Source organism: Mucilaginibacter gossypiicola (genome assembly GCF_900110105.1).
Taxonomy (GTDB): domain Bacteria; phylum Bacteroidota; class Bacteroidia; order Sphingobacteriales; family Sphingobacteriaceae; genus Mucilaginibacter; species Mucilaginibacter gossypiicola.
Genome location: NZ_FOCL01000005.1, coordinates 390,703 through 415,743, shown reverse-complemented (window position 1 = coordinate 415,743; position 25,041 = coordinate 390,703). Strand labels below are relative to the sequence as shown.

The following is a 25,041-nucleotide window of genomic DNA, read 5'->3' as shown; positions in this document are numbered from 1 at the left end:
AACTATTTCCTAATAAGACCGTGTTTGACCCGCAGGATGACTTGTAGCTGTTTACATATCATTCGCTCATTCCGCTCGGGGAGGTTCGCTAATAGGACATGAACAATGGTTTAAGTTAAGTATTAAGAATTATTATTACCTTTATTTAATACCCTCGATTCTAAACCTGATTTACAATGCTGAATCTTCAGAATATTAGCGCAGCGAAAGCACGTTTAAATAGTTACGATCCACTAACCTTTTCGAGTTCTGATAATAGCTTTAGATACTTCCTGAACAAGCTTAAGGTGAATGAATTCCGCCACATTTCTGGTTTGGAGATAACCTTTGACCACCCCATCACAGTAATAAGTGGCACGAATAAGATTGGCAAAACCAGCATACTCCTTTTAATCGCCTGTAGTCATTACAATTTTAATAAATACGACTCAACCAAGCCTGAGACTGTTTTACGGCGACACACATGGCGAGATGTTCTTACGTTCACAAATTACGAGTCTTCTACAAGAAATTACTCTTACGAAATGTCTTGGCGCACTGGAACTGAGTTAAGAAATGGTGAAGGTAAACGCATCTCGACAAGCCAAGCCTGGACTGGTTTAGGTAAGTTTAGTGCAACTAATAGGACAAATGCTCAGATTAGAGACAAACACGTAAGACTAATTGATTTAGAGCGACTGTTACCTGCAAGAAATTTTTCTAATAGCTTGATAAGAAAGATTGCTGGAGCTACTGGAGTACGAGTTGATGGCGACGTAGAACAAGCGTTTGCATATGTTTTAGACATACATGTCCCGCTTGAAATCACAAAGATAGGATCGCATATAAACAAAGTCGCATATTTAATATCCTATGCAGACGAGCCATACTCCAGTTACAATGCAGCTTCGGGAGAGGAGTCTCTACTTAATATACTTGTCGATATCTTTGATTCACCGAGAGATTCATTAATCATTATTGATGAAATAGAGGCGGGTTTCCACCCTTCGATTCAAAGGAAGCTTGCTGACATTATTCAATACGTATCATGGCATTTCAAAAAGCAATTTATACTTACATCGCACTCACCTTCATTGCTGTCAGCTTTTCCCCAAAAGTCAAGAAAGTTTATTAGTAAGAACGATAACGGCACTTATGAAACCATTTCAGAGATATCAGTGAATGCCGCATTCTCTAAAATGGATTCTAAAGCCTACCCTTTGGTTCAACTCTATTGTGAAGACGACGAAGCAGAATATATTATTCGCAACATGCTTATCTCAATTAATCAAACGAAGAAGAGTTTTGACAAGCTTGTTAATATCATTAAGTCCGGACCTATCAATGAAGTGCGTAATGACTACTTGAGACATAAAAGGAACTTTACACAGATGTGTTTAAAAGTAGGCTACTGTTGTGTGTTTGATGGAGATTACCGTAATCATACTGACTACTCATCATTTCATGACAACCCAAGTGAGTTTACGTTTTTTCTTTATCCGTTCACAGCACCTGAGAAGTTTTTAGTTAAATCATATCTTAACACTAATCAAAACGTCCAATTATCGTCAGCGTTGAACTTTATTGACCATCATTCATTGTTTCAAGAGATGGCTAACCTAGGCTTAGCTGTAGATAAGGATCAAGCTCGTCATATCTGTTGGGAGACTTTTAAGCAAACTGCGGAGTATACTACGTTATTAGTAGAGTTTACAAAATTCATCTTTAGAACAACTCAACACTTCTCTAAGTTATCGGACTAATACCATGCTGCAAATAGATTATATATCTGCAGTAAAGGTCAAAGGTTTCCTTTCACCGAATATGCGTTCGAGTTGCTTTCTTGGAAGAGTGATTATTCTGAAGAGTATGCCTTTAAAAACATATTGAGCTTAATTACAACCTTACTTCACTTAACATTAACCTATCCCGAGTAAGGTCGCCTATCGGCTCTTTCTTAACAGACATTCAGCTCTATTCAGATTTAACATCGAAGTTGTTCTATGGTTGAGTACTTGATTTTGGCGTAGGTGACGACAGACTAACTAATGAAAATCCTATACCTAAACCAATCCATGGCCGTCCCCTGTAAACCCATGTTTTATTCTCCGGGCCTGTCAAATAATCTATACCTCCGGTTACGCTCACCTGTGCTTTATTAACTTCAAACGTGTACCCAATTGTTGGTGTGATAGCACCAACTGTACCATCAGTAGTTCTTATATCCTGAGTGCTCTGAGGGGTTACTGGAATAAGTCCAAAGCTAAAACCCGCTTGAATGTAATGTGATATAGGGGAATTTTCACCCGAAAACTTGCCTACAAGCATCATACCGATGTTAATGTTATTGGTAACCTCTGTATAAATGGGATATTTTCCCTGTAGTAGCTTAGAGCTTCCTGGTCTGATCTTAATTATGGTCACATCTGTTGTAAGCCCCCAGGTAGCCGTGTGAAATCTTTCTTCGCATCTAGAATCAAACATAGCTTTAGGAATAAAATAATACTTTGTAACGTCATTTGAATGACTGCCCCTAAATGTTACGTTGTTTATGAAATTAGTAGTTGACTGAAGGTTTGGATCGCCAGAATCTTCTGTCCATCGGATAAAAGTCATTACATAGCCATCGGCTGCCTCCAATGGGGGAGTTATCTTAAATTGAAAACCTTCTGGAATTTGTACAAAGTCGACCTTGTCCTTGACTTTCCCTTTGATATCGCACTCTTTAACTTCTATAACAAATTTAACCTTGTAAATATTTTTATAATTAGGTTGAGCGATTGCCTTCAGTGACACACTGAATAAGATAATCAGGAAAAGTTTTTTCATTGTGAAAGATTTAAGCTGTTGACGGTATAAACAAATATACAACTTACAGGTGTGAAAAAACGCACAGACATTATACATAATAAGCACAATATCAATATTTTAAACACTAATATATTACTGACAACACAAGGAGGAACCTATATTTTATAATTCTTCCCACAAAGTTAGCTGATGCATCAGCACGTAGTCGTTTCACTTCAAGGTAGTATTCGTAATTGGGTATCCCAATTGGGAGCCTCCGCAATTACTCAATCTCCACCTTGCCTTAGTGCTGCTGATCAGCAGTGAGTCGTTCGAGAATTCACTCGACATAAAACTTACTGCTATGAAACAATTTAATCCGCTGCTAACTGAATTTGAACGCTTTGCTTATGGGCAATCTCTACACTCTGCCTTTGTTGAACTTTTAGATTGGGCGTTGTTACCTTTTAGGAAATGGGACGATGCAGACTCGCAAAACATTGCACTTGAAAAGTACCGAACACACCCCAAAGTACAACAACTAATAACCCTCGTTACACTCATTGGCGACCTTTCAGAGGGCTTTAATGATCCGCTCGGAGAACTTTACATGCAAGCAATTTCTAATGGATTTAATGGTCAATATTTCAGTCCAACACCCGTGTGTAACATGATGGCTGCAATATCAGTTGGAGACGATTCAGTACCAGGGCAAACAGTTTGCGACTGCGCATGCGGTTCAGGAAGGATGTTATTGGCCGCTGCCAAGATTAACCGACATCTACATCTTTATGGTGCCGATCTTGATATTACATGCTGCAAAATGGCTTTGTTAAACATGCTGTTCAATTCATTAACCGGTGAAATAGCACATATGAACTCATTGAGCAATGACTTTTACACTGGCTACAGGGTCGATACAGTGTTGGTAGATGGCTATCATTATCCATACTACGTTGAGTTCAATGAGCCAGGGCAAAGCCGCATCTGGCTACATGATTTAAAAGGCACTGAAGTCAAATCTAAGTTTGATAAACCTTTCGAGCCAGTAAGGTCATTACAGCCAATCAATGGTACTCAAGGAACTTTGTTTTAACAAAGTTTCTCTTTACTTTAGGGTGATAACCTAAGTCATGATATACAACGAAGAGTACCTAAACAATCTTATCAAAGACCGCACAGAGGAAAATATCCATCTTGATTATAAAGCTGCCGATGCATTAGAACGCTCAGATAAGAAAACCCAACAGATATCCAAAGACATTTCAGCCTTTGCGAACTCTGATGGCGGGATAATAATATACGGACTTCAAGAAGATGAAGTTAACAAGCATGTTGCAGCCAAAATAACGCCTATTAATCGAAAGGAAATTTCAAAGGAGTGGTTAGAGCACGTCATTCAAGGCTCTATTCAACCCCGTATAAATGATGTCAAGATATATCCTATTGAAGTAAACGGCAACATAGATGACGTGGTTTATGTAGTAGACATTTCTAAAAGCGACACGGCTCACCAAGCGATTGATCGAAAGTACTATAAACGATTCAACTTCAACTCTGAACCGATGTACGACTATGAAATTAGAGATATTCTCAATAGGGCCAAACACCCTAAAATAGAACTAGAGTTTGAAATATCCCGAGAACCTCAAGATGAATATCCCAAGTACTATTTAAATGTTTATGCGAAGAATGTAGGCGTGGTTTTGGCAAAGTACATACACTGTATCCTTAACGTACCGACAGATAGCTTGCTCGATGACGACGATCTTTTCCGTAAGACTTGGAAGGTTTCAGTGGAAAATACATTTCAAGATTTAACTGCAAGAACCTTGACAGGTATGGAGTATGGGCCTAAAAGATATCAACCCTTACTTCCTAAAATGCGATTAAAGTTATCTCATTCCGAAGTAGTATTCAACAAACATTTTAAAAAGTATAAGATTGCCTGGACTGTAAATGCTGATAATGCCGAGCCTATTAGCGGGGAAACCCGATTAAAAGGTCTTCCGGTGTACGACAATATATAATTAGGTGTTCAACATATTTGGCGTTTGAAAGCGTAGAACACAAGGCCAAACTAAATTACCTGAGCGCTTTATCATTGACATCACACGCTATTAAATGAAGTACATATTGGAAACATACAACGATCAAACGCTAGGCTTAATCAGCCTGGCGCTTCACTTTACAGATTCTCAAGCTTTAAGTTGTTCAGATATGGTTCAAGCTTCGTTACGGAACTGAATGGCACTAGTTGGAATATTTCATTAAGTACTTCAGAGTAAAATACCTCGACATAGATGTTACCTACGGCATACAAGGATACTTTGTAACCAACCTCCTTACGTGATTCCAAGAACGTTCCTTTTAACAACGCCTTACCTTGCCCAAGCTCATCCATTGCTTGAAAATCCCTTACAGTCATAGCCAAACATAGGTAAATTATTTTTCCTTTTAAAACTTCTCTATTCGATTAAACCAATCCAGCAAATTTCTGTCTATTAATACATTAAAGACACCGAACATCGTTTTAACCAGTAACAACTTTAATAATTAAGCGAAATGAAAACTTTAACCTTAGCAGCAGTACTTCTGCTAGCAATGAACAATGTAAATGCTAAAAGTAATGTAGCTAAATTATCATTAAAAGATGGAGGCAGTGGCAGCGGAAGTCATGGATTTACCGCAGATTTAAAGGGTGGTGAAGGAACTAGACCATTCAAATTAACAAGGTCGTACTGCGAAGGAACACGCGGAGGCATTAAACAGGAAAGCGGAGCAGGTTCAAGTGGTGGAGGCTTTCATCAAATTAGCTTAGTTACAAACAACAGTGGAGCCGGTTCAAGCGCAGGTGGCTTTCACAACATTTCTGAAAATGAAGGTGGTGGTGGCGCAAGCGGTGGTGGTTTTCAACAAAACGGCCACGAAACATCTGACAGCGGTGGAAGTCACGTTGGTGGAGGTTTCCGAGTTAGAGTGCAAAATGACGGTGGCGGTGGATCAAGTGGTGGAGGCTTTCATGATGCAGATGAAGGTGGACATACAGGAAATGGCTGAAAATACAAACGCCAGGCTTATCAGCTTGGCGTTTTACATTATTCACATTTTGCGCTTGACTACTTCTCAATAGAGATTGACTTCTTATCTGTAACTACAATCTCTGGCTTGCCTTTAAAGTCAATAACTTTTCCCATAACTGTTATGGTCTTATCAGTTATTTGACTGGCTAATTGTTTAGCGTCACCTTTTAATACAACAGTTAGCAATTGATTTGGATAGGCAGCACCGAAGTTTACAAGCACCATGCTTCCAATATCCTTGACACTATATACTTTGCCACTTACAGCTACATCTTTTTGCAGGAAGTCTTTTACATCTTTTAACTCGATCAATGGTGCCACCGAATCTTGTGTAACATCGATTTTCTTATTGCCCGAAGATGCAGCATTCTTCAGTGAAGATACAGGAGCAACGCCACCTTTAACATCTTTTAACAGGCGGTTAAGCTCACCGGCCAATCTGATACCTGCCTGGTCTATGCGGAGGTGGATAGTCTGAATGTATTTCTTGTAATAAGCCTCGTCAATTTGTTGCCCTGGCTTAACATCTGCATATAATTCACTACTGATTTGGTAACTTTCCCAAAGCCATTCCATAGGACTACTATCTTGCCACTTCTTGATTTGCGCTTCATTAGCCCAATCATATTGCTTTGCAATTTGTTCCTCACTTAAACCCTCATGATCTATAAGTTTGCTATCCCAAAGACTATGTAAGTTAGTGCCTGCATTATCAAAACGTACCTGAATAGTATTCCCGCCTTTATCTTCAGCACGACTAATGTGCATAGGCTGATGGGCATCTCCAACTAAATGTATAAGGTATTTAAGTGCACTATTAATTTGGTCTGGTGTCGAAGCTTTGTCTTTTATAATAGCTTCTTCTTTGAGGATAGCACCATACACATTGTCATTACTTTGCTGATTAACGAAGTCTACAAACTGTTGATGGTTCAATCCCAATGGCAAGTTAAGGAAATGCCATTTACCGGTTGTCGGATTGCGATGTTCGTCTGCCCATGTGCTTACATCAGCCATGCTTTCACCCTTTAAATAAGCTGAAACTGCATAAGCGGTGTTAGCGGTTAAATGTTTTTGCGCTATCGTTGCAACGGCTCTATGACCTTTATATCCCCATGAAACTAAAGCCGCCGAAATGGCTATCAATGCTACTGATAATACTTGTTTTCTCATATGGCAAATGTATGAAAGCAAATGAGAGGTGGAAATCTTTATTTGATATTTTACTAATTATTTTAGCAAATTTGTTTTATAATTGATGGTGTATGACAGAGCATTCCATAGGTAAGTTCTACGAGGTAGCGCAGCTTAATCTCATTAGATGGATAGAGGATAACCCAAAGCTAAAGGACAAAATCACCGCACATGACCTCAAATATCTGTTTGAGTTTCATAGCCGTAGAGGTCTGTCAATTGACTTGTGCCGCTTTGATCTGGTCTATTACAATGAGGTATTCTTTCCTCCTGAAGAGAAGAAGCCAATGATCGATGAGTTTGTCAGAAAGGTTTGTATCATCATTAAAGCTACTCTAATTAATATGGGTAAAGAAAAAGTCCATATAACTGTAACTGTTCGTCATAAGGTTTCACAGATAAGTCACTGGCATACATTTTACCTCGACAAAGAATACAACATAAAAAAAGCTGCGCAACTATCTCGTAAACAGAATGATTGGCTTTGATATGTCATAAATGTTTATTAGGTTTATAAAGACAACCTAAAACAATCATGAAAAGACACCTTATCATCCTCAGCTTAGCTGTTGGAACTTTATTGAGTACAACCAGCTTTAATCCACCCAATCCAACGACAAACAAAACTTTCGCCACGTGTAAAGGTGAAAACCCATGCCACGCTTGCAAGAACTGCAAATACTGTAAACGTTGTGCTAAACAAGGTTTGACCTGTGGTGTTTGTAGAAAGTAAAATATATAAGCATTTACCGCCAAATAAATTTAATTAGATGCTAGAAGAAAAAATAAAAGCTGAAAAGACTTGTTTTATAATTATGCCTATTTCTGATGTTGAAGGGTACGAAACAGGGCATTTTAAACGCGTTTATGAATACATTATTAAACCTGCCTGTCTCGCTGCCGGATTTACCCCTATTAGAGCTGACGATGTTAAAATGACAAATGTTATAGTGATTGACATCCTTCGGAAACTTTTAAATTCAGACATGGCTATATGTGACTTAAGCGCGCAAAATCCAAATGTATTGTATGAGGTTGGAATTCGACAGGCCTTTGATTTACCGGTAAGTTTTATAAAAGATAATATAACCAAACGAATATTTGATATTCAGGGATTTAGGGATATTGAGTATAATAGCTCCCTTAGAATAGATGACGTAAACGGAATGGTAAGCAAACTTACTGAAAACCTAATTGACACTTATGAAAGCAAAGGGAATGACGTAAATTCAATAATAGAATTGTTGGGAATTGTCAAAGCAAAAGTCCCCGATAAAGTTGAAATTTCAGTTGATACTGAAATAATATTGAAGTCTCTACAGGATATATCTTTAAGATTAGGAAGTCTTGAAAACAATTCTTTAAAACCTTTTACAAAGCAAGTAATTAATGACTTCGACAAACTGGAACAAATAGAAAGTTTTAAAATCGGCCAAGAAGTTTTTAGAGTTAATGATTTGGTTAAACATGAGAAATTTGGTGATGGCAAGGTGACAATAATAGAGTTTGATAGCAAAAGTGGGGCTGTCGCAACATTTGACTTCTTAAACGAGGGACGAAAAAAGTTGATGATCAAATACGTTCCGCCTTCAGCCTTAAAAAAGCAATAGTCTAATAATGCTATTATTAAAAGGTTACTGATTACGATTGAGGGCAAAGTCATTTGCAGATTACTCGGAAAGTTATCGGATTAGATCTCTTATAAAGCAAGTGTTTTATAAGAGATCTAATTTATAAACAAACCCTACTTTATGAACGTGTCTTAACTTTGAATTTGAGCTTTCAGGCGTGTAACGGTCTAACCTCCAATGCCAAATCATGCTTCATGTAGAGGATACCGATTTAGTATGTTTTCGAGTTGCAGCACGAGACCATTAATATCCGATACAGCCATTCCCATTTTGAAGTTCAATACAGAACCGACTCCCGGAACATCACATGCTCTGACATCTATTTCAGCAAAATCTTCATATATCATCTCCAATTGCAAGCGAAGGAATTCTGATTCGCTTTCAAAAGTTGCTGTTCTTTCAAGCCCATAGATGAGCGACACTAGTTGTTGCCTGAATCGGTTAAATTCTATTGGCCGGAATTCCGCAATATATTGACCACCCAGAGTGCAGCCTTTAACAGTAATGACGGATTCCAACCATTGACTACCCGCTCTAGCTTCACTTGGTTTAGTAGCATAGCCGTCAACAGTAACACGCACAATGTCGCTGCCATCAGTAATCTCGAAGTATGGGGACGGCCTTTTCTTCATTTGGCTAAAATAGCAATATGTTGTTTACCGATAAAACGTACAATACTATTATTAGAAGGTACTGAATTCTATTGACGTTTGAGTGATTGGACAAGTCATTTTGCAAACTATCGGATTCAGTTACCTTTTAGGACGAGCGAATGAAAATGGTATTCACCCTTTTCCTAAACAGCCAATCAAACTAACAACACAGCCTCATTCTTATATTCTAACTTTTCTTAAACTTTCACCTTAATAGGGTAATTACAAGATCATAGAAAAAATTAGAAAGGCACTTGAGAAGTCTACCTTTTAAAGAATACTGGTTGAACTTGTACTTACCTCCAACTTCGATTCTAATTTTTCTTATTTTTATTGGAATGTTACTCTTATAAGGGTACTTACAACAATCTTTAAAAAATTAGAAATGGAAAGGAGGGTAAGCAATTAATTATTCAGCAAAGTTAGGCGTGAGGCTGAACACATGGCAAGGAACTACGGCATAAACACAACCCGACACATTACCTTTCATTTATTCCGTTCCTCCTTGCATTTAGTTCAGGCCATAAGCCTGTATTGGCGTCATAATTATTTACCCACTTAATCTATAAAAGCATGAAACGCAATGATGAATTTCAACAATTAACATTTAAATTTGATTTGAAAGTGTGCCAAAAGTGTGCCATTTACTAACTTAAAGCTGACTAACACGAAACAGAAAGTAAAATCAAAGCTCCTTACAACGACAACAGTTAACAGAATAAAAACTGCACATACGATCTTAAAAAGCCATTTTAGCCAACAAAAAAGCCCCTTAGATAAATCTAAGAGGCTCTACAAGATGTGATCCCATTTGGATTCGAACCAAAGACCTACAGATTAGAAATCTTTAGGCTATATTAAAAAATGCGTCGTATCGTATTTATAGTGAGCAATTTACGAACTATTTCAATACGGTCAAAATTTTTTGTACCATATTTGTACCACTTTTGCGAAATAAGAATAAACGCCTACAATTTCTCTTAAACCAATATCCGTTCCAAAGGAGCAATTTTAAACGTTCGTTTGAAAAACCTTTTGGTCGCACATACCATATCAAATATCGTGAATACATGAGTCAAAGCTTCGCCCCTGTACGTTTCCGAACGGCTACCGTTCGCTGGCGAACATACTGAATCACCGTTAATACTAAAAACTGCCTTTAAACGGATTTAAAACGCTGTTTTCGCATTGGCACCACCCTTGTGTAGTATCTATTATATCGCTTATCACAGGGACAATGAAAAAGGTAATTTTATTTATTTTAGTTACATCTATAACGCAAACATTTGCACAAACAGCACGGAGACTCGATAGCCTTTTCCAGGTTTTGGATACCAGCCGGACATTTAATGGCAATGTTTTAGTCGCTGAAAATAAGCATGTAATCTACAACCGGAGCGTCGGTTATGCGGACTTGAATACGAAGAAGAAACACACCATTAATTCAGCTTTCCAGATCGGTTCGGTTTCAAAAACCATCACTGCCCTTGCTATTCTGCAACTGGTAGAACAACATAAGATCCGCCTTGACGATCAGCTCAAGAATTATTTCAAAGAGATTCCGTACCCTGATCTTACCGTATATCATTTATTGACGCACACTTCCGGCTTGCCAGACAAGGAAGAATTGTTTTTTCCGCTGATCGACAAAAACGCAGGATTGAAGGTGGACAATCAAGATATCATTCCGGCATTGCAAAACTATAATAAATCCCTTGCTTTTACGCCGGGTAGCCAGTGGCGATATAACAATATAGGATATGCCTTGTTGGCCCTACTTGTCGAAAAAGTCAGCGGGCAGCCTTTCAATGATTACATAATGAAGCATATTTTCTTCGCCGCCGGAATGAAGAACAGCTATTTGCTCGGCAACCGGGCGACGGATTCCAACCGCGTCACCGGATACCTGATCCGCCATCACTACCTCGGCGATATGGAAAGCATTGAAAACAATACAAAAGTGAGAAGGTGGAGTTATAATCTTCGCGCGCTTTACGGCCCTACTAATGTAATCAGCACAACAGGCGACCTGATGAAATTTGCTCAGGCCCTTGACGGCGGCAAATTGTTAAGCAAAGCGCTATTGGACAAAGCCTGGACTGCCTGCAACTTAAATGATGGTACTGCCGCGGCACCGGGAGGAGAGTTCGGGCCGTCGTCCTATGGCCTTGGCTGGTATCTTCCAACTACGAATCTTGGCAAGATGGCAATGCACACCGGCCGGGAGCCCGGTTTCTTTACCTTTTTCTGGCATGACATCTCCCGTCATAAAACGATCATTCTACTAGATAACGCGGAAAGTAATGGCTTTGGTAAAGCTTGCAAAGAAACCCTTAATGCCGTATATGGCCAAACTTACTTCAAACCCGAACAAAAAGGCAAACAATCTCTATTCCTACCCTACATAAAATTATTAGTTAAAGAAGGGCCGGATGCCGCAGCCTCTTTTTACAACCGGTTAAAAACAGATACCTTACGATATTTCACAGATGAACGGGAACTAAATGAACTTGGACTGGAACTATTAGCGGATCACCATGAAACTGCCGCTCTTGAGGCTTTGAAATTAGGCACGCTGCTTTACCCTCAGAGCTGGAACACTTATGATAGCTATGGCAAAGCATTACTGCAAGCAGGCAGGAAGGTGGATGCGATCGAGATGTACCGAAAATCAGTGGTCATGTTTCCCGGCAATTTGCCCGGCAAGGCCATTCTAACGCAGTTGACAAATGAAAAATAACTGGTATCATAATAGGATTATATATACTTTCTGAATCATCACAAGCCGAAACGATGACTTTTTCACAACTAATAACAACAACCTAACAATCAGAAAATAATACTTGGGCTATCTAAGTAGCCAATCGGTATATAAATTGGATAACAGGTTAAAAATGGAAGAATTTTTCGGAGAAATTCTGCATCATATTATAATCAATCATTTAGTTACCAAGTTGAACATAATAACACGATCCTTAACTTGCATACGACGATATCACCATGTCCAAGTTTTTGCAATCTTTTTGGCGATTTAAAGATAGGCTACTTGCGAATTGTTTAAAAGTTTTTTTGCGGCCGAACCACGGGATTTATATTTTTCCAGCATTATGATTAAACCCATCTGCCTGGATTATGAGCCCTGGCAAATCCACGGCATCCGACCGGAAGAATTAAAACGCCATAAGCAACTCATTAAAGAAATCCACCAGGTACTTACTGATCAACAAACGCTGCAATACCTGCCTGAAAAACGAATCCACGCGCTCGCAGAAGCAGAAAGCTGGTTAAGTACTGCTATTTTAAACTATTATTGTGCAAAGTGTTATACCCATCTCATCACTGAGCGTTCTACTGGTAAACTTGTGGGTATGATTGACATTATTCCACCAGAAACCTCACGGGAACATTATGAGTTACCAGAACACTCCTATTTCATTGAATTTTATCTTAATAGTAATCATATCGGAAAGAACCTGATGAGTTCCATGCTGCCGCTCGTACTCAACGCAATGCAAGAGCAGGGCATTAAATCTGTGGCAGCAGTTGTTAACCGGCAAAACCACGCAGCAAAAAAAGTTTTAATGCGTAGCGGTTTCAGTTATGATCGCCGCTTCGACATCTTACAGGACCTTTACATAGTCACTCTGAACTAGAATTTCGCATGTCTCACAAGTTCCATTTGTATTAGGCTAAGGGTTCTGCCTTTTCACCAACAGACTGCTATTAAACAAATTTCAAACGAAGGGATTACATCCGATGTTTACGTCATTATCGCCGCCAATCGTCTCATACAGCAATGATTTAAAACAATCCGACTTAATTGAGTCGATTAAGAAATAACCTACAAAGCAAATCGGGTTGGTCCGACATCTGGATATACTATTAAGTTAAAGATCCGGCGGGTCGACTTGTATTAGTAATCTCGCCTTTTTTGAAATTTATCTTCAGTCTATCCATATATTCTCCCTCATGCCATGTACTTTCCCGCCGTCTTCATTGTTAAGGAAACTGTAGAGTAACTTTGGAAGTTTTTATCATCTTTTGTAAAACTAATGAATATTTTTAGGCCATGCGTGAGTAAGATTTAGATCGGCAAATTAGCTATTGCCTGGAAGATTTTCCTGAAAACGCCAATCCCCCCGAAGACATGCCTTTAAACCCAGGAAGCCTAAGTTAAGTCATTGATATTTCCCGGCATCATCTCCTATAACCGAGGGCAGTATTATGCCTCGGTTATATAGTAATCTGGATATTCCGGAGCCATTGAACAATGCATTCCGGACGAGAGTTCAGAGTGTCTTCTTATAATTTGATCATGCTATCTTCGTGAAATATATTGATTAACTCGAAGTTGATTAAGAATATCCGCCGTTCTAATGAGTACGGAATGGGATGGTCAAATATGCCTGAATACCCAGGTACAGGCTTCGATTGTGCAGGCACTGGTAAATATTTCGAAAGATTGGGTTTGAACAATAATATGGGCAGAAAAATTTAAAAGACTAAGAAATGCCACTCGATGAAATCCCGTGACTGATTCTGTAATTTAGTAGTTGGGAATTATCCAACTATTAATTAAAAGATCGCCTGAAATTTAAAGGTGAAAGCTCAGTCCTTACTTTAAAAAATTTGTTAAAAGAAGATGGGTGCTCAAAACCCAGCGAATAGGCTATTTCACTAACGGATAGGCTTGTACTTGATAGCTTTTCCTTCGCTTTCTCAATAAGTTTTTCATGGATGTGCTGCTGCGCATTTTGACCAGTTAAACTTCGGAGCATATCACTCAGATAACTTGGGGAGATATTTAGCCGGTTAGATAGAAACTGCACGGTAGGCAATCCAACACCCAGTTGATTTTCATCCTTAAAATACTGTTCCAAAATATCTTCCATTTTCTGCAACAATCATTGTTGACAGCCTTGCGGGTAATAAACTGCCGTTTGTAAAAGCGGGTAGCATAATTTAATAACACTTCAATTTGCGATACTATAACATCCTGACTAAAATTATCGATCCTGCTGTTTAATTCTGCCTGCAGAATTTTAAAAATGGAAACAATAATAGTTTTTTCATTGTCAGAGAGGTGTAGCGCCTCATTTGCCGAATAGGAGAAAAAACCATATTGTCTTATTTTTTTAGCTAAGGGATAGGATAAAAAAAGGTCGGGATGTATCAGCAACGTGTATCCGGAATTTTCGCCCGTATCCTCGTATCGTCCGATAACCTGGCCGGGGGAAGCGAACATTAGCCCGCCCTCATCAAAATCAAAATAACCCTGGCCATATTTTAACTTCCCGCTCAAACTGGCCCTGTAAGATATTTTGTAAAATTTTAATACATGTGAATGTGGGAATTTATCAGCCTCAATGTGGTTATTGGTATTATCAATCAAGGTTATCAGCGGGTGCATTGGCTTTGGTAAACCAAGCATTCGGGTAACATCTGATAGAGATTCTAATTTTTGAAAATCTTCTTTTTTCATTTGAGATCAATATAATTATAACCGCTAATCATTTATTTAACGGTTATAATTATTTTAGTATTTACCAGGGCATAGGTCCGTCTGGTCCTGAAAACATTTTATCAGGATCGTTCTGACCAAGTGCGGCCCGCACAATATTTCGGGAACCCTCTTCAACCGTATCGGTACCTGCAAAATTATTGAGTGCCGTTGACGTAAAGCCTGGGCTGGCAACCCCTATTTTTACATTTGTTTTTTCAAGTTCAATAGCAAAGGCAAGTGTGATTGCGTTCAGCGCTGTTTTGGAGGCTGCATATACAACGCCAAATCCCTGGCGGTAAGGAAATGCCGGATCTGCATTTAATGTAAGAGAGCCTACCCCACTTCCTACGTTTACAATTCGTGCCGCAGGAGCTTCTAACAGGATAGGAAGCATCGCCTGCGTAACGGCAAGTACGCCAAACACATTAGTTTCCCAAACTGTCCGCACCTCATCTATTGAGGCATTACTCGCCTTGCTTGTAAGTATCATCTCTTCAAGTGTCCTGCCAGGTTTTCCGGCATTTGAGATAGCAGCATTGTTTATTAATAAATCGAGCCGGCCAAATTCATCACGAATCCGTGCTGCCGCAGCCGTGATAGAGACCTTGTCAGTAATATCAATTTGGATCGCATTTGCATCCCGGCCGATATTTTTTGCAGCAATTTCGCCCTTGTTAAAATCGCGTGAACCTACCAGCACAGTATAACCATGGTTAACAAGCTCTTTCGCCACCTGCAAACCTATGCCCTGATTGGCCCCGGTAATTAATGCTACAGGTTTATTTTGTTCTGAATAATCTTTTTGATTTGCCATCGTAATTTGTTTATTGAGTTACAAAAATCAGTACAAAGCGCTCAGGATTCTTAGGCTTATTGCTGAATTTATTAGTCTAAATCAGTCAAACCAGATTAATGTTTTTTTATAAATATCGACTTGCTGCAAATAGATACGCGATAGAACAGAAAAATTAAACTGTCAGTAGGCATTTCGGTTTAAATAACGCGAATCGGTAAACATAAAATAGACGTTGGGCGGACCTTTAAAAAAAAGAAATTTTACCGGACTTTTATCTAAGAATCCTTTAAATTGATTTTACCAACCTGCGTTCCCGCACCAAATAGTTGATCATTCAGTTTTTTCCAGAGTGTATCATTCGGAGATAAAATCTTTTGAAGATAGGCCAAGGTTACCTCACTGACCAATGCCACCCGTTCAGGGTTTTCATCGGTAGTTTCCCTCACCAGGTGGCCGGATATCCCGCCAAGCATGTGTTCGCCGCCAAAGAGGCTAAGCAGCGTATCCGCGCCAGGGCTGATCAGGTAGGCATCAGTAAACCAGTCAGGGCCTAAAACTGTCAGTGGTGAGTGGTCCTGATCTCCAGCCACGACGAGCGCGGGCGTCGTTAAATACGTGTAATCCAGGTTAAGGTATGGAAAATGTTCTTTGGCGAATGCACTCAGCGCGTCATCCCCGCGACCGGCGGCGCTCAACAAAATCCCGGCTTTTATCCGCTCATCTTTAAAATCTTCCACCGGGCTTCCATCTGGCAAAACAGTCCTGGCTCCCAAAAACATAGCAACGGTATGTGCGCCAAACGAATGGCCAGCTGCTGCTACCCGACTTTTATCGAGTTTACCTTGAAGTCCGGGGCATGATTCTTCAATGTCTTCCAGCTGGTCTAAAACCGCTTTAAGATCCGTGATGCGCTGACGCCAGATATGTTTACTTGCCGGGTCGTTTAAAAAAGCCTGTACTGCTTCACCATGGTCAGCATGATGGCTTTCAGCATAACTTCTTGAATCGAGAAAAGTCGGCTGGATCACTGCAAAGCCGCGTGCGGCCCAATAGTTGACCAAAGGCGCATAGGCATCCATATTAGAGCCAAAGCCATGGGCGAAAATGATGACGGGCAAATTATTTCCATTTAAGGGTGCCGATACACGTAACTCCAGGTCAGTTTTTCTACCGGGTGAAGATAACCTGATCGGCGCTACGGAAACTACGGTGAGAGCTACAGGATGATTATTTGATTTCATGTTTGTTGATGGAATGGTAAGAGATATAAGATATGATTACTAAAACGAGCATGATGAATGGGGCGGCGAGGTTGAATAAGGGATCATGCACCATGTAATGCGCAAGGATAGCTGAAGAGAAATTGACAAAGAAGCCAAAATAGGCCCACTCCTTGATAAGGGGTCTGACCACCGGAATGGCGAGCGCCAATGCCCCGCAAAGCTTGGCAATACCCAGCTCTATCCGGAACCAATCCGGAAAGCCAATGTGCGCATAAGCGACTTTCAGTTCGGGGTTGAAGAAATAATTGACGACTGACAGGAGCATACCCGCAACAACCAAACCCGTGGTTGCCCAATAAATAAGTTTCTTTTGCTTCATAGAAATAACTTTTTTTTTTCAAAACTACCAAGACAATGATTTACTTTTGTAATGGGTTTACTTTTAGAAACCAGTTACCTGAAGGAAACCACACATGAGCTATGGAAAAGGAAGAACTGAACGAAAGTGCCTGCAAAGCACACCACCTGGCTATCCGCGATACGATGGAATTGTTAAGCGGAAAATGGAAAATACGGATCATCGGGGCTTTAAACTTCGGGCCAATGCGGTTCATGGCTTTAAAGGAAAGCATTAACGGTGTAGCTGCGAAAATGCTCTCCAAAGAATTGCAAGAGCTGGAGCTTAACGGCCTGGTAAAACGCAGTGTTTTGAATACCAAACCGATCGCCGTAGAATACGAACTAACTGAATACGGAGAAACCGTAAAGCCAATTATTGAAGTAATTGCTGAATGGGGAAAACAACATCGTTCAAAGCTCATACGGGATATGAAAGCAGAATAATAACGAAACCACTTTCCCTGTCACCTATGTTGTCCGTGTGTTTCAATATAAAATTTCAGGGGCCTTATCCGGAAATACAACTTGCTGAATTGAACCGCTTGCCGACATTAATAGTCTTTTTTTAAAAACAATAACCCTCACTTTTGCGAGGTTCATTCAAAAGGCATTTTTTCGAATGATCCGGGAGATATTTTAGCAAAGAAAATTAGATTTCACCAGCTACTTACAAAATCAGTGGTTCCCCAATCAGGGTCACCAATCTGTGATTACCAATTTTATCGCCACAATTGATTCAATGAACAACGGAAATTCGGGTTAAAAAAATCAAAGGTGGCAAATGTAAAAACGCAACTTCTTGCTATAGTCTATAATGGGTTAGAGCACCTTTAAACATTATTCCAGGAATTGTATCAAATGAACAGCCTGTTCCTTACCACTATTTTCGGGTGAGCGAAATCGCGTTATTAATCTTACACCCTGATTTAAGTAATTTACTTAATTTCGGGTAGCTGAACCGGTATTTGATCCAATGAAACCAACGGATAAACGCGGGATAAGTAGAGGTAGAAAAACACGATCGAAATAGTCAGGACAATCACCCCCAATACTGATGACGAAACCTCGATACCTGATAATGACGCTTTAAACGAAGTAGCTGTATTGGCTCCTCCTGAACGCTTCTTCAGGCTTTTTAACGCGATATAAAATTGGATCCCGGAGAAAATTAACCCGCTCAATACCAATGTGACCACCAGGATAAAAATGAGATTTCCGGTACACTGTTGGCGGCTGATAATCAGTTTACGGTTTTGAAGCGCCCACAAATAATATGACCGTACCGAATCGTTAATAATTTTGTTATTCAGGTTTCTCTTTTCAATAGCTGCATAGTAGGAAACCTGCGAGGCCTGAAAGGCTTTAGAGACCGTCGAATCGGAAGGGTCCAATGCAGATGACGCTGCCGGTGTTAAATCCCGCTTAGTTGTTTCTTTTTCTTTCTCTGCTTCGTGGACATTCTTCGCTGATGGTTTCGGAACCCTAGCCGGTTTAAAAGTCTCAGGTGCTGAGGGTCTAATGGGGTCTGAAACTGGTATAGCGCGCTTTGCCGTACCAGTTAAAACAGCAGCTGTGTCCAAACCTGTTTGACACAGCCCGGCAACTGGGGATATAAGTAATATCAATAACGGAATAATGTGGTAGATTTTCATATTGACACAGGCAAACTAAGGCGTAACTAACTGACAATGTTTAAAGTTAGCGTAAATTTCAGATATGCTATTATTATTATCACCTTGCTATTTTTGACATTGGTCCATCATTCACTGCCAGCTCAGCAGATTTGAAATTGACGTATAAGTAATTTTCAATTCCCATCATGAAATTTTAAGGAACAATTTCGCGTCAGCATCGTTGAATCATCAGTAAATTATTTTAACTATGAAAACAAATCAAGCCGTTCGCTATGATCATTTCGGACACAGCGATGTTTTACATATTGTGGAAACACCCAAGCCGGAAGCCGGCGCGGGAGAAGTCCTGGTGAAAATCAAAACTGCAGGGATCAATCCCGGTGAGGCTTCTATACGTGAAGGAAAAATGGAGAAAATGTTCCCCTCTACATTTCCCTCGGGACAGGGAACTGACTTTGCGGGCATCGTAGAAGCTGTCGGCGGAAAAGCCGGGCAATTTAAGGCAGGCGATGAAGTGATCGGATTTACAAATGAAAGAAACGCACAGGCCGACTATGTTGTTGTTAAGGAAGATCAGTTGGTTTACCGTCCGGCAAACGTATCCTGGGAGGTTGCCGGTGGTTTATTTGTCGCGGGCACGACGGCTTATGCAGCGGTAAAGGCGGTGAGCCTGAAGGATGGTGATACTGTGATTGTTTCCGGTGCGGCCGGAGGCGTAGGTGCTATTGCGGTGCAACTTGCAAAAAAACAAGGAGTCACCGTGGTTGGCCTTGCAAGCGAACCCCATCACGAGTGGCTAAGTGATCACGGGATTATCCCGGCATTGTATCATGGAGATACTCAGAAAAATATCGAAGAGGCTTTGAACGGAAAGAAAGCAGATGCTTTTATAGACACATCGGGTAAAGGCTACGTCGCGATGGCTGTTTACATGGATATCCCGCCGGATCGCATCAATACCATAATTGACTTCGACGCAGCAAAAAAGTACAAAGTAAAGACCGACGGTAATGCCGCCGCAGGCAATGCCGATGTGCTCCAAGAACTGTCAGAGATGGTTGATAAAGGGGAGTTGGAGATTCCTATTGCCGGTACTTATCCACTCAGTGACGTCGCAAGTGCTTATGACGAACTGGAACAACATCATACGCTTGGAAAAATTGTCCTGGTTACTTCAGCAGTTAGCAGCAAAGATCAAAGCGAATAAACCAAAGTTAAAAGTATAAGGGACCGGACAATTTTGTGCTGGAATAAAAATTCAAGAAGGGTTAAGTTGCAAATCATACCGTTTAATTAATAGTGGAAATTAAAAGCGTATTCTTTTAATATTTCGGAAGATTCTTCATTTTTGAATTATGATTGAGCGACTAACCCTTTTATTTCCAGGGATGCAGATCATCGTGCATCAAAAGGATGTTCAATTTTCTGTAAAAGGAAAAGTTGAAGGTTTGCCGGTGCAATACTTATTCCAACAAATTGATGAGTCGTCAAATCCTGACCAGGATCTTATAATACATTTTTCGTCGTTGGTCCAAGAGAGAAAGTTGTCAAAATGTTATCTGATTTATAACCACCATATCAAAAAAAACATTTTGGCTATGGCCCCTTTCTATGGCATCGAATTTCTACGCCGCGAAGACTTTGAAATGGAAAACTTCCATATAGAGCCTGAAGTACCGGTAAAATATTTCAGTCCCTACTTACGCAGTGCAGAAATTAGTCAGTCATTTGTTTATAGCAACGAAATGCTGTTAAATCCCCCCCGGCAGATCACTGCACGACAAGAGGATTATGGTAAGATTTCGCTTGACCGCGGCATCAGCCAGATAGCTTTAAAAGATTATATCGTCGATAAATATCTTGAAAGGCAGCCAAAGGTTAAGGCGTTTGAAAAATTGGATCTGAGGGATGAAATGATGTGGATGAGACTTAATGACACCTGGCTGAGCACGAATGTCATTGTAAAATTTATATGGGCTAAACCTGCTTACCTCATTTATCTGAACGGCCCGCGAATTGCGCCCGTATTCAGAGCAATGGAAAAAAAAGGCAAACGAGCCGGATATAAAAGTTAAGAATCTTCTATTACCGCAGGAAAGTCAATGGATAAAGATTGGCAATCCTTATTTGATTAAAGGAAAAACAAATTTACTTTACGAAGGGAATTATGAATTACCGGAAAACATGGCTGAATGGCTCCGGAATAACCAAAGCTATAACGAGGATTAGCATTTTCCCGAAACCAAATCAACGATATATTATTATTAATATAATTACTATCATTGAAATTTAATCACGCATTATTCCTCAACCTAAAAGGACACCAGAAATCATTGATATTAAAAGCATAAACACCTCATCAATAAAAAACGATGAAAAGCCTAATGCGCATGCATAATCGAGCTTTATTTCCTGAAATGCATTGAAATCACCAGCTTCGGCCGGTCAGTATGAAAAACTGGCCGACCGGACGAGGGCCATGGCGGCGCCATGGCCGCCGGATGACTTTCCCTCCTGCATATCACTGATACACACTTAATTTGATCCAGGCATCCCCGGGACCTTATTTGATTGTTCACCAGCCCAGTTTTCTGGTGAATGACCGGATTTCTTTGAGGGTTATTTTATGGCAACCCACTTTGATAAAATCCTTATTGATTTCCGCAACCTCGTACTTTTCCATCAGGCTTATCCTGCAATCAGCGCATCCGCCTGATGCTATGGTCTGCAACACAAGGTTATAAAATTCCCGTGCTATCGCTTCCGGAATTTCCACGCGCTGCGAGGTTTGCACCCGTTTGGTCGTATGGTTAAAGCGGAGATAATCATAACCGTCACGTGTTTTAATGTACGCTGTTTTGAAGGCGCGCCAGTCTTTTAACTGCGATTTATGGGCTTTATTCTCTGCCGCCCTTCTTTTTTCGAACGCCGTTTTTGTTAATTCCGCTTCCTTTGCCAGCATCGCGGCGAACTGCTCAGAACTTTGAATTTTACCGGCTTCCACCATGCGCTCCGGCATTTCAATCCCAAAAAATTCTACATAAGCTGTTGCTTCGGCCATGATCCCCCTGATCTGCGCGATATATTTTTCCGGTTTCCGGGCATTGCCCAGCTTGCCCGCGATCCCGGTTATTTCGTCATACCATTTTTCGAAAAGCTGCCTGTTGTCCATTCCCGCCTCAGGAACGGTCAACTGTTTCAGGTGGCCGGATGCGCTGCGGACAATACCCACCTGTTCGGCCGTAGTATTACTATACCTGCTGCGGGTGATCACCACCGCATGCTGTCCCCTGTCGTTGTGCGTGTGGTAAGCGATCAGAAAATGGGAACCATACGACCAGATCCGGTCGTCGTTGAAAAAGAAATTACCTCGTGCCGTGCGTGCTTCGCTCTGCGCCTTGTTTGCCCACAGGTGGGCGACTGTGTGTCTGTCTACTACCTTCTTCATGCTGATCTGCTTTTTTTAATCGTTTCAGCAAAAGCCTCATTTGGCCTTTGATAGAGGCAATAAACTCGTGCGTGGGGCTGGCGAGCCAAGGCTGCCGCTTAAAGAATACTACCCGGCGCACAGCGGAGGTGTGGAGATTCTTTATGCGGCATTTGCATGGCCTTGACCGCCGAAGAGGTGTAAATTTGCCTCAGCAAAGGCTGAATGAACAACATTAAACAAGAATGCTATTAGAAAAATGGGGCGGGAGGAACAGGATGAAAAAGTCTGAAAGAAATAAATCGGCCGGAGAAATCACGACTGCCTTCCGGTTTAGGTACCGGGCGCAGCACCCAAAGGGCCGGGTCGGGATTTGACCGGGCTTGTCGTCGTCGAATTGAAAATTGCACCTAAAGTATTTCACTCAATTCAGCAGGACAAATAATTCACGGAAGTGTTTTTAACGTCAGGGATAAGTTATATTTACGAAACCAATTCATAGCCTTTTTTGTGGGGGCAATTAATTTCTCCTACAATCATGAATTACACTACAAAAAGAGGCACAACACCACCGAAAACCTGCAGCTGCGGCGCGAATTATTCCGATTTCCAGCGTGTTCCGCGAACCATTTTCATGAAAAGCTTTTTATTTTGGATACCCTTAAAAAGATACCGGTGCATGCGGTGCTGGAGATATCACTGGATGCTGCATAATTAGAATATTTAGTGACTGGCTAAAGTGATTTTTGATATTTTGAAAAATTTCTCTGCCTGCACAGCATTGAAGAAGTCAAAGCCGTAGTCATGGATTCGTTTTAATCTACTTTGATGTGATCCCGCTTTATAGTAATAGAGGATCAAAAATAAGCGCTTCAGAGGTTCTGAAAAAACTTTTGCGGATATGTCGGTCTTCACCTCAAGACAACGGCCTGCTCTTATTTCAATTGACAAGGTCGTATTCTTTGAGCAGCGCCGCCGCGGGCAATCGTAGAAATTCGCTGAATTTGCGGATCATCGTCAACGATAACGGCTGCTTGTAATTCAGCACCTTGCTTACGGTGCCCTTATCGCCGTAAACAGCGGCAAGGTCCGATGCTTTGTAACCGAAATCCTCCATACGGATCTTGATCATTTCCACCGGGTCAACCTCAGGGAGGCCCCAGTTTTTTTCTTCATAATTAGCAATCAAATGCACCAACAGGAGTTTCTCGCGGTGGTCCTCCCCTGCTGTTGCATACTTGATTGTTTCATACCTGGCAACAGCCTCATTGTACTGTTGTTCAGTTTCCAGTAAAAACCAATGCTTTTTGGTCATATCGTAGTAGGTTAACCCTAAATGGTACCCGCATCTATCTGATCAAATTCTGAATGGGTGCCGATAAAACGTACTTCTACGATTTGATCTGCATAATCCAATTCGATGATCAGCCGGTATTTGTTACCGGTGATCTTGAAGCGGGCCCTTTTCGCGGGTATTAGTTTTGCTTTTGGAAAGTCGGCCGTTATATCGGTTCCTTTTTCCCATTTGGCCTCTTGCACTACCTTTCTCCAGGTAGAGATGCTGTTAGCGGCGTCTGCGTGTTTCTTAGCGAAATCCTGTAATTTCTTTTGATAGATGATGGTCATCGTTTCTTTGTTTTTTGTTAGCCATCGGCGATCTCCTTACATTTTTACATTTAAACTTTGCACTATTGCATTTTACGTCGCTCAACCGGGACCTTCCCGGAATGATAGATCAAAGATAATACAATGTTGGCAGATTACCAACTTTTTTTTGATAGCTATTATGTTTGCAGGGGCATATCTATGCAGAGAAGGACGCAGCGTTTTTTTTCATGTGAAAGGTTTTAAGACAAACCTTTTTTGTGAATGTAGTCTCAGGACGCATTTTCTCCTGACAATAATTCAACTGTAAAGGTCCGTGTACTTAGCGTTGTATTTTATTTTCATATGAGAAACTTTAGCAACCAAAGTTCTTCCGTAGCCCTGGAATAAGGTTTTGCGTATAAATACTAATTTAGCACCCTTAAAAATTATGTAATGGAAAATTTCGAAAAAGTAAAAGAAGTAATCGCGGCGGCGGAAGCAGATGCAGCAAGTTTTTATGACAAAGGTAACAAAGCGGCAGGTACTCGACTGCGCAACGCCATGCAGGCATTGAAAGTCCTTGCTACAGATATCCGCAAAGAAGTAACAGAAAAAAAGAACGCACAATAAGCAAATTAAAAAATGTTTTGGGATAGGGCTGATCATTACGATCAGCCTTTTATTAAATACTTATGCTATTTATTAAAAGGTTAACCAGCAGTTAAATCAAACAAAATTATCCTCTGAACCGGCCAGGTCCGCAAAGTTGGTAACAGTCTCAACCAGTCAAACGAGCACGTGTCCTGCCAATCACCCTGTTTTAGCGGCTTACGAATGACATGAAACATTAAGTCAACTTGTTCCTTATCTGACCATGGGTATTAGAGAATTTATAGAACAGAACAATTTGATAGCTAATCAATCTGTAATCAGCCTGGTGGCGGACAACGTTGAGGCGACAGTTTATTTCAGGAATTTTGATAGCGAAAGCGGACTATTCTATTTTAGTTACGAGCCAGACACGGATAACGTAGCGATTGGTACTAAGACAATAACTTCCATCAGGATAGACGGCGGCGCTTCCTGGTCGAAATAAAATCGATCATTCGGAAATCACCTAATTATTATGCTTTTAATGGTGG

At 40.6% G+C, this 25,041-nt stretch carries 25 protein-coding genes; 13 read left to right on the top strand and 12 right to left on the bottom strand.

What is annotated here, in order from left to right:
• Positions 1-176: 176 nt before the first annotated feature.
• Entirely contained in the window at positions 177-1,742 is a 1,566-nt protein-coding gene (locus tag BMX50_RS19390) for an AAA family ATPase (protein WP_091212201.1), read from the top strand.
• A gap of 238 nt (positions 1,743-1,980) precedes the next feature.
• Here the strand turns inward: BMX50_RS19390 and BMX50_RS19385 are convergent, their stop codons facing one another.
• Complete coding sequence (locus BMX50_RS19385) at positions 1,981-2,808, bottom strand: hypothetical protein (RefSeq protein WP_091212200.1); 828 nt, start codon at positions 2,806-2,808, stop codon at positions 1,981-1,983.
• Positions 2,809-3,133: 325 nt separating this feature from the next.
• Between BMX50_RS19385 and BMX50_RS19380 the strand changes: the two genes are divergently transcribed.
• The 3 genes from BMX50_RS19380 (at position 3,134) to BMX50_RS19365 (ending at position 5,829) form a co-directional block, all read left to right on the top strand.
• A complete protein-coding gene (locus BMX50_RS19380; protein ID WP_143065221.1) occupies positions 3,134-3,865 on the top strand; it encodes an N-6 DNA methylase in 732 nt (243 codons plus the stop codon).
• Positions 3,866-3,902: 37 nt separating this feature from the next.
• Complete coding sequence (locus tag BMX50_RS19375) at positions 3,903-4,799, top strand: AlbA family DNA-binding domain-containing protein (protein WP_091212198.1); 897 nt, start codon at positions 3,903-3,905, stop codon at positions 4,797-4,799.
• A gap of 535 nt (positions 4,800-5,334) precedes the next feature.
• A complete protein-coding gene (locus BMX50_RS19365) occupies positions 5,335-5,829 on the top strand; it encodes a hypothetical protein (RefSeq protein WP_091212196.1) in 495 nt (164 codons plus the stop codon).
• Between the two features lie 59 nt (positions 5,830-5,888).
• Here BMX50_RS19365 and BMX50_RS19360 read toward each other — a convergent pair whose 3' ends face one another.
• Complete coding sequence (locus BMX50_RS19360) at positions 5,889-7,025, bottom strand: S1/P1 nuclease (RefSeq protein ID WP_091212195.1); 1,137 nt, start codon at positions 7,023-7,025, stop codon at positions 5,889-5,891.
• A gap of 92 nt (positions 7,026-7,117) precedes the next feature.
• Between BMX50_RS19360 and BMX50_RS19355 the strand changes: the two genes are divergently transcribed.
• Positions 7,118-7,534, top strand: coding sequence for a hypothetical protein (locus BMX50_RS19355; RefSeq protein ID WP_091212194.1), 417 nt, complete (start codon positions 7,118-7,120; stop codon positions 7,532-7,534).
• 282 nt (positions 7,535-7,816) lie between these two features.
• Positions 7,817-8,656 carry a hypothetical protein gene (locus BMX50_RS19345; RefSeq protein WP_091212192.1) on the top strand — a complete coding sequence of 280 codons (840 nt, stop codon included), beginning with the start codon at positions 7,817-7,819 and terminating at the stop codon, positions 8,654-8,656.
• Between the two features lie 206 nt (positions 8,657-8,862).
• Here BMX50_RS19345 and BMX50_RS19340 read toward each other — a convergent pair whose 3' ends face one another.
• Positions 8,863-9,309 carry a WapI family immunity protein gene (locus tag BMX50_RS19340; RefSeq protein WP_091212191.1) on the bottom strand — a complete coding sequence of 149 codons (447 nt, stop codon included), beginning with the start codon at positions 9,307-9,309 and terminating at the stop codon, positions 8,863-8,865.
• 1,258 nt (positions 9,310-10,567) lie between these two features.
• Here BMX50_RS19340 and BMX50_RS19335 point away from each other — a divergent pair.
• A complete protein-coding gene (locus tag BMX50_RS19335; RefSeq protein WP_091212190.1) occupies positions 10,568-12,070 on the top strand; it encodes a serine hydrolase domain-containing protein in 1,503 nt (500 codons plus the stop codon).
• Positions 12,071-12,437: 367 nt separating this feature from the next.
• Complete coding sequence (locus BMX50_RS19330; RefSeq protein ID WP_091212189.1) at positions 12,438-12,983, top strand: GNAT family N-acetyltransferase; 546 nt, start codon at positions 12,438-12,440, stop codon at positions 12,981-12,983.
• A gap of 918 nt (positions 12,984-13,901) precedes the next feature.
• Here the strand turns inward: BMX50_RS19330 and BMX50_RS35125 are convergent.
• The 5 genes from BMX50_RS35125 to BMX50_RS19310 all read right to left on the bottom strand — a co-directional run bounded on the left by BMX50_RS35125 (position 13,902) and on the right by BMX50_RS19310 (position 17,231).
• Positions 13,902-14,108 (bottom strand): helix-turn-helix domain-containing protein, encoded by a 207-nt coding sequence (locus BMX50_RS35125; RefSeq protein ID WP_317040895.1) that lies wholly within the window; start codon positions 14,106-14,108, stop codon positions 13,902-13,904.
• A gap of 26 nt (positions 14,109-14,134) precedes the next feature.
• A complete protein-coding gene (locus tag BMX50_RS19325) occupies positions 14,135-14,812 on the bottom strand; it encodes a hypothetical protein (RefSeq protein ID WP_317040894.1) in 678 nt (225 codons plus the stop codon).
• Between the two features lie 61 nt (positions 14,813-14,873).
• Positions 14,874-15,647, bottom strand: coding sequence for an SDR family NAD(P)-dependent oxidoreductase (locus BMX50_RS19320; protein ID WP_091212188.1), 774 nt, complete (start codon positions 15,645-15,647; stop codon positions 14,874-14,876).
• A 257-nt stretch (positions 15,648-15,904) separates the two neighbouring features.
• On the bottom strand, positions 15,905-16,870 hold the full coding sequence (locus BMX50_RS19315; RefSeq protein WP_091212187.1) for an alpha/beta hydrolase family protein: 966 nt from the start codon (positions 16,868-16,870) through the stop codon (positions 15,905-15,907).
• Positions 16,857-17,231, bottom strand: a complete 375-nt coding sequence (locus BMX50_RS19310; protein WP_091212186.1) for a DoxX family protein — start codon at positions 17,229-17,231, stop codon at positions 16,857-16,859. Before BMX50_RS19310 ends, BMX50_RS19315 begins: the two co-directional genes overlap by 14 nt.
• 101 nt (positions 17,232-17,332) lie before the next feature.
• Here BMX50_RS19310 and BMX50_RS19305 point away from each other — a divergent pair, with 101 nt between their 5' ends.
• A complete protein-coding gene (locus tag BMX50_RS19305) occupies positions 17,333-17,695 on the top strand; it encodes a winged helix-turn-helix transcriptional regulator (protein WP_091212185.1) in 363 nt (120 codons plus the stop codon).
• Positions 17,696-18,186: 491 nt separating this feature from the next.
• Here the strand turns inward: BMX50_RS19305 and BMX50_RS19300 are convergent, their stop codons facing one another.
• On the bottom strand, positions 18,187-18,903 hold the full coding sequence (locus BMX50_RS19300; protein WP_091212184.1) for a hypothetical protein: 717 nt from the start codon (positions 18,901-18,903) through the stop codon (positions 18,187-18,189).
• A gap of 229 nt (positions 18,904-19,132) precedes the next feature.
• On the opposite strand from BMX50_RS19300, the gene BMX50_RS19295 reads away from it, so the two are divergent.
• Together BMX50_RS19295 and BMX50_RS19290 are read left to right on the top strand one after the other, a co-directional pair.
• A complete protein-coding gene (locus BMX50_RS19295) occupies positions 19,133-20,092 on the top strand; it encodes an NADP-dependent oxidoreductase (RefSeq protein ID WP_091212183.1) in 960 nt (319 codons plus the stop codon).
• Positions 20,093-20,285: 193 nt separating this feature from the next.
• Positions 20,286-20,960, top strand: coding sequence for a hypothetical protein (locus tag BMX50_RS19290; RefSeq protein ID WP_143065220.1), 675 nt, complete (start codon positions 20,286-20,288; stop codon positions 20,958-20,960).
• 500 nt (positions 20,961-21,460) lie between these two features.
• On the opposite strand, the gene BMX50_RS19285 is transcribed toward BMX50_RS19290, so the two are convergent.
• The 3 genes from BMX50_RS19285 to BMX50_RS19270 form a co-directional block, all read right to left on the bottom strand.
• Positions 21,461-22,333, bottom strand: coding sequence for a hypothetical protein (locus tag BMX50_RS19285; RefSeq protein WP_091212181.1), 873 nt, complete (start codon positions 22,331-22,333; stop codon positions 21,461-21,463).
• A gap of 919 nt (positions 22,334-23,252) precedes the next feature.
• Positions 23,253-23,627 carry a helix-turn-helix domain-containing protein gene (locus BMX50_RS19275; RefSeq protein ID WP_091212179.1) on the bottom strand — a complete coding sequence of 125 codons (375 nt, stop codon included), beginning with the start codon at positions 23,625-23,627 and terminating at the stop codon, positions 23,253-23,255.
• Between the two features lie 17 nt (positions 23,628-23,644).
• Positions 23,645-23,938: a type II toxin-antitoxin system HigB family toxin gene (locus tag BMX50_RS19270; protein ID WP_091212178.1), complete on the bottom strand. Its 294-nt coding sequence runs from the start codon at positions 23,936-23,938 to the stop codon at positions 23,645-23,647.
• A 414-nt stretch (positions 23,939-24,352) separates the two neighbouring features.
• On the opposite strand from BMX50_RS19270, the gene BMX50_RS19265 reads away from it, so the two are divergent.
• Positions 24,353-24,529, top strand: coding sequence for a histone H1 (locus BMX50_RS19265; RefSeq protein ID WP_091212177.1), 177 nt, complete (start codon positions 24,353-24,355; stop codon positions 24,527-24,529).
• Between the two features lie 244 nt (positions 24,530-24,773).
• Positions 24,774-24,995, top strand: coding sequence for a hypothetical protein (locus tag BMX50_RS19260; protein WP_091212176.1), 222 nt, complete (start codon positions 24,774-24,776; stop codon positions 24,993-24,995).
• The last annotated feature ends 46 nt before the right edge of the window (positions 24,996-25,041 follow it).

Excerpts from the sequence above, each read along its gene's own strand:
- BMX50_RS19390 (WP_091212201.1), top strand. The coding sequence starts at position 177 with ATGCTGAATCTTCAGAATATTAGCGCAGCGAAAGCACGTTTAAATAGT.
- BMX50_RS19385 (WP_091212200.1), bottom strand. The coding sequence starts at position 2,808 with ATGAAAAAACTTTTCCTGATTATCTTATTCAGTGTGTCACTGAAGGCA.
- BMX50_RS19380 (WP_143065221.1), top strand. The coding sequence starts at position 3,134 with ATGAAACAATTTAATCCGCTGCTAACTGAATTTGAACGCTTTGCTTAT.
- BMX50_RS19375 (WP_091212198.1), top strand. The coding sequence starts at position 3,903 with ATGATATACAACGAAGAGTACCTAAACAATCTTATCAAAGACCGCACA.
- BMX50_RS19365 (WP_091212196.1), top strand. The coding sequence starts at position 5,335 with ATGAAAACTTTAACCTTAGCAGCAGTACTTCTGCTAGCAATGAACAAT.
- BMX50_RS19360 (WP_091212195.1), bottom strand. The coding sequence starts at position 7,025 with ATGAGAAAACAAGTATTATCAGTAGCATTGATAGCCATTTCGGCGGCT.
- BMX50_RS19355 (WP_091212194.1), top strand. The coding sequence starts at position 7,118 with ATGACAGAGCATTCCATAGGTAAGTTCTACGAGGTAGCGCAGCTTAAT.
- BMX50_RS19345 (WP_091212192.1), top strand. The coding sequence starts at position 7,817 with ATGCTAGAAGAAAAAATAAAAGCTGAAAAGACTTGTTTTATAATTATG.
- BMX50_RS19340 (WP_091212191.1), bottom strand. The coding sequence starts at position 9,309 with ATGAAGAAAAGGCCGTCCCCATACTTCGAGATTACTGATGGCAGCGAC.
- BMX50_RS19335 (WP_091212190.1), top strand. The coding sequence starts at position 10,568 with ATGAAAAAGGTAATTTTATTTATTTTAGTTACATCTATAACGCAAACA.
- BMX50_RS19330 (WP_091212189.1), top strand. The coding sequence starts at position 12,438 with ATGATTAAACCCATCTGCCTGGATTATGAGCCCTGGCAAATCCACGGC.
- BMX50_RS35125 (WP_317040895.1), bottom strand. The coding sequence starts at position 14,108 with ATGCTCCGAAGTTTAACTGGTCAAAATGCGCAGCAGCACATCCATGAA.
- BMX50_RS19325 (WP_317040894.1), bottom strand. The coding sequence starts at position 14,812 with ATGAAAAAAGAAGATTTTCAAAAATTAGAATCTCTATCAGATGTTACC.
- BMX50_RS19320 (WP_091212188.1), bottom strand. The coding sequence starts at position 15,647 with ATGGCAAATCAAAAAGATTATTCAGAACAAAATAAACCTGTAGCATTA.
- BMX50_RS19315 (WP_091212187.1), bottom strand. The coding sequence starts at position 16,870 with ATGAAATCAAATAATCATCCTGTAGCTCTCACCGTAGTTTCCGTAGCG.
- BMX50_RS19310 (WP_091212186.1), bottom strand. The coding sequence starts at position 17,231 with ATGAAGCAAAAGAAACTTATTTATTGGGCAACCACGGGTTTGGTTGTT.
- BMX50_RS19305 (WP_091212185.1), top strand. The coding sequence starts at position 17,333 with ATGGAAAAGGAAGAACTGAACGAAAGTGCCTGCAAAGCACACCACCTG.
- BMX50_RS19300 (WP_091212184.1), bottom strand. The coding sequence starts at position 18,903 with ATGAAAATCTACCACATTATTCCGTTATTGATATTACTTATATCCCCA.
- BMX50_RS19295 (WP_091212183.1), top strand. The coding sequence starts at position 19,133 with ATGAAAACAAATCAAGCCGTTCGCTATGATCATTTCGGACACAGCGAT.
- BMX50_RS19285 (WP_091212181.1), bottom strand. The coding sequence starts at position 22,333 with ATGAAGAAGGTAGTAGACAGACACACAGTCGCCCACCTGTGGGCAAAC.
- BMX50_RS19275 (WP_091212179.1), bottom strand. The coding sequence starts at position 23,627 with ATGACCAAAAAGCATTGGTTTTTACTGGAAACTGAACAACAGTACAAT.
- BMX50_RS19270 (WP_091212178.1), bottom strand. The coding sequence starts at position 23,938 with ATGACCATCATCTATCAAAAGAAATTACAGGATTTCGCTAAGAAACAC.
- BMX50_RS19265 (WP_091212177.1), top strand. The coding sequence starts at position 24,353 with ATGGAAAATTTCGAAAAAGTAAAAGAAGTAATCGCGGCGGCGGAAGCA.
- BMX50_RS19260 (WP_091212176.1), top strand. The coding sequence starts at position 24,774 with ATGGGTATTAGAGAATTTATAGAACAGAACAATTTGATAGCTAATCAA.